This window comes from Brevundimonas nasdae, assembly GCF_019395145.1.
GTDB classification, from domain to species: domain Bacteria; phylum Pseudomonadota; class Alphaproteobacteria; order Caulobacterales; family Caulobacteraceae; genus Brevundimonas; species Brevundimonas nasdae.
This window is the reverse complement of record NZ_CP080034.1, coordinates 1,991,237-2,004,499: the sequence shown is the minus strand read 5'-3', so window position 1 is coordinate 2,004,499 and position 13,263 is coordinate 1,991,237. Positions and strand designations below refer to the sequence as shown.

Annotated in this window: 18 protein-coding genes; 11 read left to right on the top strand and 7 right to left on the bottom strand. The window is 66.2% G+C overall.

What is annotated here, in order from left to right; genetic code table 11:
* Nucleotides 1-15: 15 nt before the first annotated feature.
* From KWG56_RS09825 to erpA, 4 genes are all read right to left on the bottom strand, one after another.
* On the bottom strand, nucleotides 16-711 hold the full coding sequence (locus KWG56_RS09825) for an SdpI family protein (RefSeq protein WP_219354617.1): 696 nt from the start codon (nucleotides 709-711) through the stop codon (nucleotides 16-18).
* Nucleotides 708-1,013, bottom strand: coding sequence for a metalloregulator ArsR/SmtB family transcription factor (locus tag KWG56_RS09820; RefSeq protein WP_219354616.1), 306 nt, complete (start codon nucleotides 1,011-1,013; stop codon nucleotides 708-710). Before KWG56_RS09820 ends, KWG56_RS09825 begins: the two co-directional genes overlap by 4 nt.
* Before the next feature lie 62 nt (nucleotides 1,014-1,075).
* Entirely contained in the window at nucleotides 1,076-1,501 is a 426-nt protein-coding gene (locus tag KWG56_RS09815) for a hypothetical protein (protein WP_219354615.1), read from the bottom strand.
* An 86-nt stretch (nucleotides 1,502-1,587) separates the two neighbouring features.
* Entirely contained in the window at nucleotides 1,588-1,974 is a 387-nt protein-coding gene (erpA, locus tag KWG56_RS09810; protein ID WP_219354614.1) for an iron-sulfur cluster insertion protein ErpA, read from the bottom strand.
* A gap of 62 nt (nucleotides 1,975-2,036) precedes the next feature.
* Here erpA and KWG56_RS09805 point away from each other — a divergent pair, with 62 nt between their 5' ends.
* The 6 genes from KWG56_RS09805 (at nucleotide 2,037) to KWG56_RS09780 (ending at nucleotide 8,335) form a co-directional block, all read left to right on the top strand.
* Entirely contained in the window at nucleotides 2,037-3,227 is a 1,191-nt protein-coding gene (locus KWG56_RS09805; protein WP_219354613.1) for a deoxyguanosinetriphosphate triphosphohydrolase, read from the top strand.
* 81 nt (nucleotides 3,228-3,308) lie between these two features.
* Nucleotides 3,309-4,112, top strand: coding sequence for an SPOR domain-containing protein (locus KWG56_RS09800; protein WP_219354612.1), 804 nt, complete (start codon nucleotides 3,309-3,311; stop codon nucleotides 4,110-4,112).
* Nucleotides 4,109-5,158, top strand: a complete 1,050-nt coding sequence (gene nagZ / locus KWG56_RS09795) for a beta-N-acetylhexosaminidase (protein WP_219354611.1) — start codon at nucleotides 4,109-4,111, stop codon at nucleotides 5,156-5,158. Before KWG56_RS09800 ends, nagZ begins: the two co-directional genes overlap by 4 nt.
* 6 nt (nucleotides 5,159-5,164) lie before the next feature.
* Nucleotides 5,165-5,983 carry a segregation and condensation protein A gene (locus tag KWG56_RS09790; protein ID WP_219354610.1) on the top strand — a complete coding sequence of 273 codons (819 nt, stop codon included), beginning with the start codon at nucleotides 5,165-5,167 and terminating at the stop codon, nucleotides 5,981-5,983.
* Nucleotides 5,980-6,651, top strand: a complete 672-nt coding sequence (gene scpB, locus KWG56_RS09785) for an SMC-Scp complex subunit ScpB (RefSeq protein ID WP_219354609.1) — start codon at nucleotides 5,980-5,982, stop codon at nucleotides 6,649-6,651. Before KWG56_RS09790 ends, scpB begins: the two co-directional genes overlap by 4 nt.
* Before the next feature lie 109 nt (nucleotides 6,652-6,760).
* Nucleotides 6,761-8,335, top strand: a complete 1,575-nt coding sequence (locus KWG56_RS09780; protein ID WP_219354608.1) for a sensor histidine kinase — start codon at nucleotides 6,761-6,763, stop codon at nucleotides 8,333-8,335.
* On the opposite strand, the gene ispH is transcribed toward KWG56_RS09780, so the two are convergent.
* Nucleotides 8,307-9,278 (bottom strand): 4-hydroxy-3-methylbut-2-enyl diphosphate reductase, encoded by a 972-nt coding sequence (gene ispH, locus KWG56_RS09775; protein WP_201099126.1) that lies wholly within the window; start codon nucleotides 9,276-9,278, stop codon nucleotides 8,307-8,309. The genes KWG56_RS09780 and ispH overlap by 29 nt on opposite strands.
* A gap of 240 nt (nucleotides 9,279-9,518) precedes the next feature.
* Here ispH and KWG56_RS09770 point away from each other — a divergent pair, with 240 nt between their 5' ends.
* The 5 genes from KWG56_RS09770 (at nucleotide 9,519) to KWG56_RS09750 (ending at nucleotide 12,101) form a co-directional block, all read left to right on the top strand.
* Nucleotides 9,519-9,884: an AtpZ/AtpI family protein gene (locus KWG56_RS09770; protein WP_201099128.1), complete on the top strand. Its 366-nt coding sequence runs from the start codon at nucleotides 9,519-9,521 to the stop codon at nucleotides 9,882-9,884.
* Nucleotides 9,885-9,888: 4 nt separating this feature from the next.
* Nucleotides 9,889-10,677, top strand: coding sequence for a F0F1 ATP synthase subunit A (locus KWG56_RS09765; RefSeq protein WP_219354607.1), 789 nt, complete (start codon nucleotides 9,889-9,891; stop codon nucleotides 10,675-10,677).
* Nucleotides 10,678-10,739: 62 nt separating this feature from the next.
* Nucleotides 10,740-10,964, top strand: coding sequence for a F0F1 ATP synthase subunit C (locus KWG56_RS09760; protein WP_201099132.1), 225 nt, complete (start codon nucleotides 10,740-10,742; stop codon nucleotides 10,962-10,964).
* A gap of 79 nt (nucleotides 10,965-11,043) precedes the next feature.
* Nucleotides 11,044-11,586 carry a F0F1 ATP synthase subunit B family protein gene (locus tag KWG56_RS09755; protein ID WP_201099134.1) on the top strand — a complete coding sequence of 181 codons (543 nt, stop codon included), beginning with the start codon at nucleotides 11,044-11,046 and terminating at the stop codon, nucleotides 11,584-11,586.
* Nucleotides 11,586-12,101 carry a F0F1 ATP synthase subunit B gene (locus tag KWG56_RS09750; RefSeq protein WP_219354606.1) on the top strand — a complete coding sequence of 172 codons (516 nt, stop codon included), beginning with the start codon at nucleotides 11,586-11,588 and terminating at the stop codon, nucleotides 12,099-12,101. Before KWG56_RS09755 ends, KWG56_RS09750 begins: the two co-directional genes overlap by 1 nt.
* A 79-nt stretch (nucleotides 12,102-12,180) precedes the next feature.
* Here KWG56_RS09750 and KWG56_RS09745 read toward each other — a convergent pair whose 3' ends face one another.
* The gene (locus KWG56_RS09745; protein WP_201099138.1) at nucleotides 12,181-12,648 is read right to left on the bottom strand and encodes a DUF6789 family protein; all 468 of its coding nucleotides are present in this window, start codon (nucleotides 12,646-12,648) and stop codon (nucleotides 12,181-12,183) included.
* 133 nt (nucleotides 12,649-12,781) lie between these two features.
* Nucleotides 12,782-13,186 carry a PGPGW domain-containing protein gene (locus tag KWG56_RS09740; RefSeq protein ID WP_244999455.1) on the bottom strand — a complete coding sequence of 135 codons (405 nt, stop codon included), beginning with the start codon at nucleotides 13,184-13,186 and terminating at the stop codon, nucleotides 12,782-12,784.
* Between the last annotated feature and the right edge of the window lie 77 nt (nucleotides 13,187-13,263).

Sequence of the window (13,263 nt, the reverse complement as noted above, 5' to 3'; positions counted from 1 at the left end):
CGTTCGCGACAGGGGTCAGAAGGGCTGGCGGTCGGGATCGGTGCGCCAGACGCGCCAGCTTTCGAAGACGGCGATCAGGCTGACGGCGATGATGCTGACGGTCAGGGCGGTGACGCCGAAGGGCTGGGGCGCGACAGGGGCGGCGATCAGGCCGCACAGGCCGATCAGGAAAAACAGTCTTCCGGCCAGACGATTGGACCGATCCCACGCCAGACGGCTCTTGAACGCCCAGGGCGTGCGAACTCCGACGAAGGGATTGGGCGACACCCGTCCGATAAAGGCGCCGACGCCCACGAAGACCAGCGACAGGCCGCCCATAAAGATCCCGCCGCGCGCCTCCAGACCTGTCTGTCCCAGGCTTGTCTGCCCCAGACTGGCCCAGGCGATGAGCACGCCGACTATGGTCAGGGTGAACAGGCCGATGCCTTGTCCGATCCTCAACGACCGTTTCTGCGACTGATCGCCTGTCGATTGGGCGCGCATGGCGCCAAGACCCAGTCCGATGCACAGGATCAGCCCCAACAGGGCTATCCCGCCCAGAGTCAGGGCCAGTTCGGTGCGGTCTGACCAGCGATCAGGCTGAAGATCCGGGCCGAAATGCACCGGGATCGGCGTTGTCGGGCCGTTCAATCCGACATGCAGGGCGAAGGCGCCTTGCAGCGTGAAGACCGCGACAGTCAGATAGTCCAGCAGCGACAGACGGTCCTTCATCTTCGGCTCCCTTCAGTCTTGGTCATTGGGATGGGGGAGGGCTTTCCCGTGCCGGCGATGTCCATCAGGAAGGCCATGGCCTCTTCCACCGCCGAGATCTCCAGCCGGTAGCGGATGGTCTGGCCCTCGCGTTCGGGACTGACCAGACCGGCTTCCTTCAGGGCGTTGAGGTGGCCGGTGATGGTGGGCCAGCTCATGTCGAAGGCGGCGGCGATGTCGCCGGACGCCAGCGGCCCGCTGCGCAGCATGGCGATGATGCGGCGGCGCACGGGATGGGACAGGGCCTTGAAGAGGGTGTTCATAGGAATATTCCTAATTAGGATCTTTCCTAAATTCAAGCGCCGCCATCGGAGCGGGCTGTGTTTCAGTCGCGATTGGACCACAGCGCCGTGAACGCGGCGCGATAACGCCAGGCCAGCAGCAGCCAGATCGCCGCGCAGACCACGCCCACCGGCCAGTCCCCGGTCAGCAGCAGGTGGGTGAAGAAGATTCCGGCCACGGCGGGCGCCAGCAGCACCACGCCCAGCGGCGCCGTCCGGTTCAGAAACAGGCTCAGCCCGCCGAGAACATGAAAGGTCGACAGCAGTGGATTGACGAAGCCGCTGGCGTTCAGTCCATCAAAGAAGGCCTGGGCCCTGGGCTGATCGACGGGCGGCTGCTGTCCGCCGAACTTCACGGCGATCAGGATGACGGCGAAGATGAAATAGCCGCCGTACAGGATGCGCAGCCCGGTCCAGAAAACCTGTGAGACAGAAATGCGCCGGGGTGACGGCGTCAGCGGCCTGTCCATGTGTACGCCCCTCCCAAGGCGAGCTCATGTAACGGCGCAATGTCGGCGGGAGTCCAGCCTTTATTCGGACCTACCTGGGTGGATGCTCAGATCGCGAAGCTGACGCCGCAGCCGCAGCTGGACGAGGCGTTGGGATTATTGACCACGAACTGGGCGCCCGCCAGTTCATCGACATAGGCGATCTGGGAATTCTTCAGGAAGGGCACGGACATCGGATCGATGACGGCGGTCTGGCCGTCGGCCTTAATATGCAGGTCGTCCTCCTCGGCCGTTTCGATCAGCTCAAACCGATACTGGAAGCCGGAACAGCCCCCGCCATCGACGGCGACGCGCAGCAGCAGGGTCTTGCCCTCGGCGGCGCCCAGCTTGGCCAGGCGCTTGGCGGCGCTGGCGGCCAGGGTGATACCCTCCGGTGCGCGCGTGGCGACGGAGAAGGTGGGTGTGGATGGTTCTGTGGATTGGACGGTGCTCACAGGTGTCTATATGAGGCGCGTGCGGGCGTTCGCAAAGGCCCGCCTGCTTCAAAGTTGATCCGTTGAGCCATTCAGACCGCGCGACCTACTCAGAACGCCCCGATCAGACCCTGGGCCGCCGCTTCTTCGAGCCGCCCAGCCGCACCCGAACGTCCTTCGCCCGCGACCGCGACCGCATCATCCATGCGACGGCCTTTCGGCGCCTGAAGGAGAAGACCCAGGTCTTTGTCGCGCATGAGGGTGATCACTATCGCACCCGCCTGACCCATTCGCTGGAAGTGGCCCAGATCGCCCGGTCGCTGGCCCACGCCCTGCGGCTGGATGACGATCTGGCCGAAACCATCGCCCTGGCCCATGACCTGGGCCACCCGCCCTTCGCCCACGCGGGCGAGGACGAGCTGGTGGTGCAGATGGCCGGCCACGGCGGTTTCGACCACAATGTCCAGAGCTTCCGCGTCATCACGGAGCTTGAGAACCGCTATCCCCAATTCGACGGCCTGAACCTCAGCTGGGAGACGGTCGAGGGCGTGATCAAGCATAACGGCCCGGTGTCGCACCGGCTGGACGAACCGGCCTGGTCGGTGGTGCGGCCGTACCGCACGGACGGTGAGGCGAACTGGGATCTGCGCCTCGGCACCTTCGCCTCCTTGGAGGCTCAGTGCGCAGCCATCGCCGACGACATCGCCTATAACAACCATGATGTGGACGACGGGGTGCAGGCGGGCCTGATCACCCTGGCCGATCTGGACCAGATCCCGATCATCGGTCCGATGCTGGCCTCGGTGCGGCGCGACTGGCCCGGCATCGACGAGCGGATGCTGCGGATCGAGGCTGTTCGGCGCATGATCGGCGTCATGGTCGAGGACGTGCTGGCCGAAACCGCACGCCGTCTGGAAGAGGACCGCATCACCTCGACCGAGGATGTGCGCACGGCGCGCCGGACCATGGTGGACTTCTCACGCTCCATGCACGGCGATCTGGCGGTGCTGCGCAAGTTCCTGTTCGAGCGGATGTACCGCCACTACCGCGTCAACCGCACCCGCAGCCAGGCGCGCCGCGTCCTGTCGCAACTGTTCGAGCTGTTCATGGCCGAGCCGGAGGTCATGCCGCCGGAATGGGGCGTGCCCGCCCTGACGGACGACCGGACCCAGCGGGCGCGTGCGGTGTGCGACTATATCGCCGGGATGACCGACCGCTATGCGATAGAAGTCCACCAGAAATTGTTCAGCCTCGACCTCGCGCTTGATCTGTGATTCGAAAGAGCCGTGCGGGGGATTATGATTAAGGGCTGGCGTGTGTGATTCGCACCGCCGGACATACGGCGGAGCACGACCATGTCTTTTGACGACGACAACAAACCGGGCCGGGGCGCCTATACGCCGCCGACGGACGACGACCTGCCGTTCCGCCGCAACTCCTATGACCCGCGCAACGGCCGCAACGTCGGCTCGGGCGGGGGCAAGGCGCCGCCGGTGACCCTGATCGTCAGCGCGGCGGTTCTGCTGCTGCTGATCGTCGCCGTGATCTTCTTCTATCGGTCGGGCATGCGCGCCTCCAACGACGCGCCGCCGGCTGTCGGCCAGCCCGTCGGCGAACTGAAGACGCCCGCGCCCATCGACGCCCAGCCCATCGACCCGGCCGCCGGCATCCGCGTCTATCGCGACGAGACGGAAACGACCGACGCGCCCGTGACCTTCACCCCGCCGCCTGAGGTGCCCGCGCCGCGTCCCGCCGCACCGCCGCCCGTCGCCCCGACCGGCCAGGGCCTGACGCCCGCCGCTCCTGCGCCCGCCGCACCGGCTCCGCGTCCGGCCCCCGCGCCCGTCGCCGCCCCTGCGCCCAAGGCAGCGCCCGCCCCGGCGCCTGCACCCGCCGTCGCCGCGCCTGCGGCTGCGACCGGATCGTCCGGCGTCCAGATCGGCGCCTTCTCCTCGACCGAGATCGCGGACCGGGAATACGCCGCCGTCGCCGGTCGCTTCGGCCAGTACGCCTCGGGCGCCCAGAAGCGCGTGACGGAGGTGACCTCGTCCAACGGTTCGACCCTGTACCGCACCACCTTCTCGGGCCTGTCGCGTGAACGCGCGGTCGCCTTCTGCAATGCGCTGAAGGCTGCCGGTCGGGACTGCATCGTTCGGTGACATCGGCTGCGATCTACGGCTGCGCCGGTCATCGGCTGACGGAGGACGAACGGGCCTTCTTCGCCAAGGCGCGGCCGTGGGGCTTCATCCTGTTCCGGCGCAACATCGACACGCCGGAACAGGTGCGGGCGCTGACGGATGAGCTGCGCGCCGCGATCGGCGACCCGGATGCGCCAATCCTGATCGACCAGGAGGGCGGACGGGTCCAGCGGATGGGGGCGCCGCACTGGCCCAAATACCCGCCCGGCGACGCCTATCTTAAGTCAACCAACGACCCGCAGGACGCGCGCGATCTGGTGCGTTTGGGCGCGCGGTTGATCGCCCATGACCTGCACGAGGTCGGGATCAACGTCGATCTGGCGCCGGTGTTGGACGTGCCGGTTCCGGGATCTCACGACATCGTCGGCGACCGCGCCTATGGCCAGGACCCGCAGACCGTGGCCCTGCTGGGACGGGCGGCGGCGGAAGGTCTGCTGGCGGGCGGAGTGCTGCCCTGCATCAAGCACATGCCGGGTCACGGCCGCGCCTTTGCCGACAGCCATAAGGATCTGCCCACCGTCCAGGCCGATTTCGAGACCCTGGACGCCTGGGACTTCGCCCCGTTCAAGGCCCTGTCCGATATGCCCCTGGCCATGACGGCGCACATCGTCTTCACCGCCATCGACAAAAAACGTCCCGCCACCCAGTCGAAAAAAGCCGTGCGCCTGATGCGCGAGCATCTGGGCTTTTCCGGCTTGATCCTAACCGACGACCTGTCGATGCAGGCGTTGAAGGGATCGCTGGGTGAACGCGCCAATCAATCATTGATTGCTGGCTGCGACGTAGTCCTGCACTGCAATGGCGTCCTGTCGGAGATGCAGGAGGTCGCTGATGCGGTCGGCAAGCTGAAGGGCAGGGCCAAGGCTCGCGCCGAGGCGGCGCTTGCCCGCATCGTCCGCACGCCCGAACCGCTGGACGCCCCGGCGGCGCAGGCGCGCTTCTTCCAGTCGCTGGGCGGCAGGCTGGAGGCGAAGAAGGGGCCGGACGTGGGGGAGGCGCAGGCCTAGTCCCGCATGACCGAGTCCTTCCAGCCCAATCTGGATTTCAACGCGGAGGAGGTCGAGGAGCGCGAGGCCTTCGTCGTCGATCTGGACGGCTATGAAGGGCCGCTGCACGTTCTTCTGGCCCTGGCGCGGACGCAGAAGGTCGATCTGCTGAAACTGTCAATCACCCAGCTGGCGGAACAGTATCTGGCCTTCGTGCATGAGGCGCGGCGTCGCAACTTCGCCCTGGCGGCGGACTATCTGGTGATGGCCTCGTGGCTGGCCTATCTGAAATCACGCCTGCTGCTGCCCCGCACCGAAAAGGCCAAGGGCGAGGAGCCGCCTGCCGAAGAAATGGCCGCCGCCCTGGCCTTCCGCCTGCAGAAGCTGGAGGCCATGCGCCGCGCGGTCGAACAGCTGATGGCCCGGCCCCAGCTGAAGCGCGACGTCTTCACGCGCGGCGATCCCGAAGCGACGGTGATCGTGCCGTCCGACCGCATCGACGCCAGCCTGTATGAGTTGATGAGCGCCTATGTGGTCCAGCGCCGCCGTGAAGAGGCGCGCCGCTACGCCCCCGGCCAGCGGGTGGAGGCCTTCCAGCTGGAGGCCGCGCGTGACTGGCTGCGCGAGATCATGCCTAAACTGGCCGACTGGACCCCGCTGGAGCGCGTCGCTCCGGTCCGAGAGGATGAGGACGGACCCAGTCAGGCCAGCTATACCGCCTCCACGCTGTCCGCCAGTCTGGAGCTGGTGAAGGAGGGGGCCATGGACATCCGCCAGGCGCAGGCCTTTGCCGAGCTGTTTCTGAAACGACGTGGAAACGGCCAGCCGCTGGAGCTGACGCCGTGAGCGACCTGTCCTTCCAACCCGACGAGGCCGAGATTGAACGCCGGGTCGAGGCCCTGTTGTTCGCCGCCGCCGGCCCCCTGACCGCCGCCGAAATCGCCGCCCGCCTGCCGCACAACTGCAACGTCGCCCGCGCCATCGCCGGTCTTCGCGCCCGCTATGAAGGGCGCGGGGTGGAGCTGGAATGCGTCGCCGACCGCTGGCGCTTCCGCACTGCGCCGGACCTGGCCTTCATGATGACGCAGGAGCGCGAGGAGCCTCGTCGTCTGTCCAAGGCCGCCCTGGAGACCCTGGCCATCATCGCCTACCACCAGCCCGTCACCCGCGCCGAGATCGAGAGCGTGCGCGGCGTCACCATCTCCAAGGGCACGTTGGATCTGTTGCTGGAGATGGGTTTCGTGCGGCTGCGGGGGCGCAGGCGTACGCCGGGCCGCCCGGTCACCTATGCGACAACGGATCGCTTCCTGGAGCATTTCGGCCTGGCCACCCTGTATGATCTGCCGGGCGTGCAGGAGATGAAGGCGGCGGGCCTGCTGGACCTGTCCCTGCCGGTCGGCTTTGAGGTGCCTGATCCGACCAAGGCGTCCGAGGCTGATGATGAGGACGGCAGCCTGCCTCTGGAAGACGACACCCCCGAGTTCGCCCAGGATTTTGTCGCCGAAGACCGCTGAAACGCCCGCCGTTCATCTTGTCTTATCGGACATCGGCTAGGGGCGTCCGACAATGGGCAGGGTTTCAGTAAAGTCGAGCGGGCGCGCGTGGGGCGCCTTCAGGATCGCGGTGATCCTGATTGTATCGACCGCGATCGGCATGGTCGCTATTCTGGGCGTGGTCAGTCAGGGCATCGACGCCCATCAGCGCGTCAAGGAAGAGAACCTGGTCAAGCTGCGTCTGGGACGGGCGCTGGAGATCATCGGCGAAGACCTGACGACCGCCTCAACCTGGAACGAGGCCGTGGACCATATGGCCGTGGGCGACGACGTCTGGTTCGATCGCTTCCTCGGCGCCTTCTATGAGGCCCAGCACAGCCATCTGGCGACCCTGGGCTACGACAGCGCGGGCCGCCTTTTCCGCATCAGCAAGGACGGGGCCCCTGCGGGCGCCAGCAGCGATGACCCCTTCGCCCGCGCCGCACGCCCGCTGGTCGATCAGGTTCGTGCGGACGCGGCAGGGCGTGACGCCTCGACAGTGGCCATGGGCGCGGTCCGGCTGAAGTCGGCCTTCGTGCGGATCGACGGGACGGTCTATCTGCTGGGCGTCTCAACCGTGGTGCGCCACACGGCGGACGGGCCGGTTCCCGCCGCTGATCCCGTGGTGGCGTCGTTCAAGGCCTTCCCCGCCGAAATCACGCCGCTGAAGACGCGATTCTCGCTGGAGGACGTGCAGTTCCAGCCCGGTGACGCCTCGACGCCGCACGGCATGGCCGGGGTCGAGGTGCGCGACGGACAGGGCCAGTTGTTGGGCAAGGTGATCTGGAAGCCGGAGCGTCCGGGCTACCAGATCCTGACCCAGGCTGGATCGCTGATGCTGTTGCTGCTGGCGGTGATGATCGTCGGCGGCGCGGTGCTGCTGGAGCGGATGGTCAGCGACGTGCGGCGTCTGCGGGCGTCAGAGGCGGCCCTGTCGGCGGCGCTGGAGCGGGCCGAGGCGGCCAATGCGGCCAAGACGCGCTTCCTGTCCAACATCAGCCACGAATTGCGCACGCCCCTGAACGGGGTTCTGGGCATGGCCGAGGTGATCGGCGCCGATCTGGTCACCCCGCAACAGCGCGACCGGCTGGATATCCTGAAGGCGTCGGGCCAGCAGCAGTTGCGCCTGATCGAGGAGTTGCTGGACGTGGTGCGCCTGCGCGACGGGGCGGTGACGCTGGAGACGCGGCCTTTCCGGCCGGAAAACCTGCTGCGTCGCCTGGCTTCCGACTATCGCGGGGCGGCCGGCGCCAAGGGGCTCAAGCTGAAGATCGAGGCGGCCAAGGGCGAATGGATGGGCGACGCCATCCATGTCGAGAAACTGCTGGCGGCCCTGACCGACAACGCCATCCGCTTCACCAGCAAGGGCGGCGTGACGCTGCGGGCTATCGGCGGCGACGGTCTGGTGCTGGAGGTTCAGGACACGGGACCCGGCATGGCCGCCGCAGAGGTCGAACGCCTGTTCGAAGCCTTCACCCAGGGCGACGACAGCAACACCCGCAGCGCCGACGGTCTTGGCCTGGGCCTGACCGCCGCCCACGGTCTGGCGGCCCTGATGGGCGGTCGGATCGAGGTGACCAGCACGCCGGGGCAGGGCAGCCTGTTTCGCGTGATCCTGCCCCTTCAGCCCGTGGCGGTCAGGCCGTCAACAGACGCGGCAGTTTGAAGGTCACCGTCTCGCGCGCGCCGCCGTCTTCGGTGACCGTGGCGTCGAAGCGGGCGCGGATGGCGTCAACCAGGGCCTCGATCAGCGGCTCGGGGGCGGATGCGCCTGCGGTGACGCCGACCGTCTGAACACCGTCGAACCAGCTCCAGTCCACCTGTGAGGCGTCATCGACCAGATAGGCGGCGTGGGCGCCTGCGCGCACCGCCACCTCGACCAGACGGGCCGAGTTGGACGAGTTCTTGGACCCGACCACCAGCACCAACTGGCACCCTTCGCCCAGGGTCTTCACCGCCTCCTGCCGATTGGTGGTGGCGTAGCAGATGTCTTCCTTGTGCGGATCGGGCAGTTCGGGGAAGCGACGTTTCAGAACCTTCAGAATGCCCGCCGTGTCGTCCACCGACAGGGTGGTCTGGGTCGCATAGGCCAGCGGCGCGTCGCCGGGACGTTCAAAGGCTTCGGCGTCGGCCTCGGTCTCGACCAGGCTGATGGCGCCTTCGGGCAGCTGGCCCATGGTGCCGATCACCTCAGGATGGCCCGCGTGGCCGATCAGGATGATGTGGCGGCCCGCATTATGATGGCGCTCGGCCTCGACGTGGACTTTCGACACCAGCGGGCAGGTGGCGTCCAGGAACAGCAGTTCGCGCGCGCGGGCGTTGGCGGGCACGGACTTGGGCACGCCGTGGGCCGAAAACACGACCGGGCGGTCGTCGGGGCATTCGTCCAGCTCCTTGACGAAGACCGCGCCCATCGCCTTCAGCCGTTCGACGACGTGGCGGTTATGCACGATCTCGTGGCGCACATAGACCGGAGCGCCGAATCTCTCGATCGCCCGCTCAACGATCTGGATCGCCCGATCCACCCCGGCGCAGAAGCCGCGCGGCGTCGCCAGACGGACAGAAATGGGGCGCAACGGCGAAGCTGGGGGAGGGACGTGGGCGTTCATGCCCGGAACCTAGTCGTTCGTGGTCGTTATCGCCATCTGGACAAGGGCTTGCGCACAACAGATTCTACCGCCTGAAAGAGCGGCGCATCGTCACGGCTTGTCCACAGTCGACGAAAGTCGAACTTCTACAAAGGTTTAGGTGATGTTCACGACGCCTTGACCTAGCAGCCGCTCACGATTAGTTTCCGCGCCGAATTCAGACCCCGTCGCGGCTCAGCCGGGACGCTGAGCAACAAACCCATGACCACCCCGACGGAATCGCGTGAAGAGGCGATCAAACGCCTCAACAAACGTGCATCCGACTTGGCGGAGGCCACGGCTACGAAGACGTCTGAAGCCCTCTCGGCCCAGGCGGTTTCCAGCCAGGCCTATAAGATCATCGCCGAATTGCTCGGCGGCGTCTTTCTGGGCTTGGGGCTGGGTTTCGGAGCGGACCGACTGTTCGGGACCAATCCGTGGGGGCTGATCAGCGGTGTCCTTCTGGGCTTCGCATTGTCGATTTACATGGCGCGCCGCACGGCCAACCGGCTGATGGCGCAAGCGAAGGCGAGCGGGCTCGAAGAGAAATCGATCCCATTCGACGACGAGGAAGACGAGGACCGATAGGCTTATGGCCGATCCGATTCATCAGTTTCAGATTCAAAAGGTCGTCGACCTCGGCACCGTGAATCTGCCCGTGTTCGGTCATACCGAACTGGCGATCACGAACTCGCATATCGCGATGACGGCTGCCTTTGTGGCCATTGTCCTGTTCCTGCAGTTCGTGACGTCGGGCGCCAAGGTGGTGCCGGGGCGTCTGCAGACGGCGGGTGAAAGCCTGTTCGACATGATCGACGGCGTCACCGATTCGATCATCGGTCATGACGGCCGCAAGTATTTCCCGTTTGTCTTCACCCTGTTCCTGCTGGTGCTGGCGATGAACCTGCTGGGGATGTTCCTCAGCTTCACCCCGACGTCGCAACTGGCCGTCACGGTCACCTTCGCGGCCCTGACCATCCTGCTGGTCATCGGCGTGGGCTTCATCAAGAACGGCCTGGGCTTCTTCAAGCTGTTCTGGCCGATGAGCGCGCCTCTGATCCTGCGTCCGGTCGTCGGCGCCATCGAGTTTCTGTCCTTCCTGCTGCGTCCGGTCACCCTGGCCCTGCGTCTGTTCGGCAACATGCTGGGCGGCCACGTGGCGCTGAAGATCTTCGCCGGCTTCGTTGTCGCCCTGGGCGCAGGCGCCTTCGTCGGCGAGGGACTGGGCATCTGGGGTCTGCCGGTCGCCGCCCTGTCGATGGTCGGCGTCGTGGCCATCACCGCACTCGAATTCCTCGTCGCCTTCCTGCAGGCGTTCGTGTTCGCCGTTCTGGCCAGCATCTACCTCAATGATGTGGTCAACCTGGGTGAAGGCCACTAAGGCCGGACCTCAGTCCGAACTCTCTGTTTTCAACCAACCTGACTTAAACAAGGATACTCACCATGGAAGCTGAAGCCGCCAAGTACATCGGCGCCGGCCTGGCCACCCTCGGCATGATCGGTTCGGCCATCGGCGTGGGCAACATCTTCGCCAACTTCCTGAACGGCGCCCTGCGCAACCCGTCGGCCGCTGGCTCGCAAGTCGGCAACCTGTTCGTGGGCGCGGCTCTGGCCGAAGCTCTGGGCATCCTGGCCTTCGTGCTCGGCATCCTGATCCTGAACTCCTAATCCATTTAGGATTCAGGGCGGCGGCGGTCTCTCGCTGAGGTCGCCGCCGCCTTTCTGCATTTACGAACGAACGGACACCATGGCCGCTCCCAATCCTCACGACACGCACGCCACGACCGAGGCTGAAGGCCACGGCAGCGGCGGTCTGCCCCAGTTCCAGACTGAGCACTGGGCCGGTCAGATCGGCTATCTGCTGGTCCTGTTCTTCGTCCTCTATATCCTGATCGCCAAGGTCTTCGGCCCGCGCCTGCGTCGCGTGATGGACGAGCGCCGCGATACGATTTCCAGCGCCGTCGCCACGGCCCGCCAGGTCCAGACCGAAGCCGCCGAACAGGCTGCTGCGGCCAAGGCCGAGGTCGACAAGGCCCGCGCCGACGCCCGCGCCACCGCCGCCGCCGCCAAGGCGCGCGTCACGGAAGAAGCCAACGCCCGTCAGGCGGCGGAAGAAGCCGTCGTCAACGCCCGCATCGCCGAGGCGGAAGCCTCGATCGGCAAGACGCGCGACGCCGCCATGGCCAATGTCTCGACCATTGCTGCGGACACCACCGCCGCCATCGTCGAGCGTCTGACCGGCAAGACCGCAACGGCTGCTGAACTGACCGCCGCCAAGGGAGCCGCCTGATGAACCTGATCTTCGAACCCGGCATCTGGAGCTTCGCCAACCCGGAGATCTGGGTCGGCATCGGTCTGCTGATCTTCTTCGGCATCCTGATCGCGGCCGGCGTGCCCAAGCTGGTCGGCAGCCAACTGGACGCCAAGGCCGCCAAGATCCAGGGCGACCTGGACGAAGCCGCCCGCCTGCGCGCCGAAGCCGAAGCCCTGCTGGCCCAGATCCGCAAGGAGAAGGTCGAGGCTGAAGCCCAGGCCGCCGACATGATGGCCGCCGCCGAAGCTGACGCCCGCCGTCTGGAAGTCGAGGCCAAGGCCAAGCTGGAAGAGACCCTGGCCCGTCGCCAGAAGATGGCCGAGACCCGCATCGCCCAGGCCGAAGCCCAGGCTGCTGCTGAAGTGAAGGCGGCTGCTGTCGACCTGTCCGCCAAGGCTGCGGAACAGATTCTGGCCGCCCGTTTGTCGGGTCAGTCCAAGGACCCGCTGTTGGACGCCGCCATCGCTCAGATCGGCGACCGCCTGAACTGATCGCGACGCGCAAGCATCGAACGAAAAAAGGGCCCCGGCGTCGCTGTCGGGGCCCTTTTCTTATGTCTGACGGATCAGGTCAGTGGGCGTGTGCGCCGCCGATGACCGTGGCGCCGCGCTTTTCACGCGCGACCAGCCGGGCATAGACATTGCCCAACACGATCCCGAACACCGCATGGGTGATCAGCAGCCAGGCGATGGTGCCGAACCCTGATCCCGCGGTGAAGGTGCGATAGTCGCCGAACATCATCACGCCCAGCATCATCAGAACCCAGGCGCCGACGGCGAAGACGATGCCCTTGGTTTCGGGCGTGTCCGTCGGCAGGCGGGGGCACAGAACCCCGAACAGCGGACCCAGGATGAAGATGCCGCTGAAGACGTGGATGGCCCAGCCGACGGCCAGGTTGCCCGGCATGCCGATCATGCTGGCGATGACCCCCTGGAAGGGATCAAACCAGTTGAGGAACATGTTCGGGATCTCAAGCAAGGATACGGCGATGGTCGCGACGACGCCCGCGATCAGGCCTTTTTTTACGCGTGACATCATGACCTTCGCGCCTCCCAACGCATGTTTCGGTTCACTGATAACGCGCACACAGGATACGCCGGGTTGGGAGGCCCCGCGTTCACGTTCTTGTGGTTAGCGGTTGCAGCAACGCAACTGCGAGATGTTGGGGTAACTAACGGAACAGCTTGCGGAAATAGCGACGCAGGCCCTTACGCGCGCGCATCAGACGACGACGCGGGCGTTTCAGCACCACCTTCTCGGCCCGCAGCGCCTGTTGCCAGAAGACCGGCGCGATCTCCGGATTCTTCCGCATCAGACGACGGAAGGGATAGACCCATTTCGGCCTGGCGTACTGGGCGCGGATGAACTGCCGCTTGGCCCAATAGGACGACTTCAGGATCAGCATCAGGCCGACCGCGATGACGGGGATGCCGCCGGGGCCGGGCAGGGGCGCGATCAGGATGCCCAGCAGCACCACGAACAGCCCGCCCACCATCAGCGCCCAGCGCTTCACGACGCGCAGCGTACGGCTGCGTGTTGCGGTCTGCGGGTGGATGAGAGCGGGTGCGTAGGTCACAGGTGCGCCAGATGGGGAGGAAAAGGCCGTATGACAACGACCGCCACGGCCGCGCGATCCCTCGTCGGGAAAGGAAA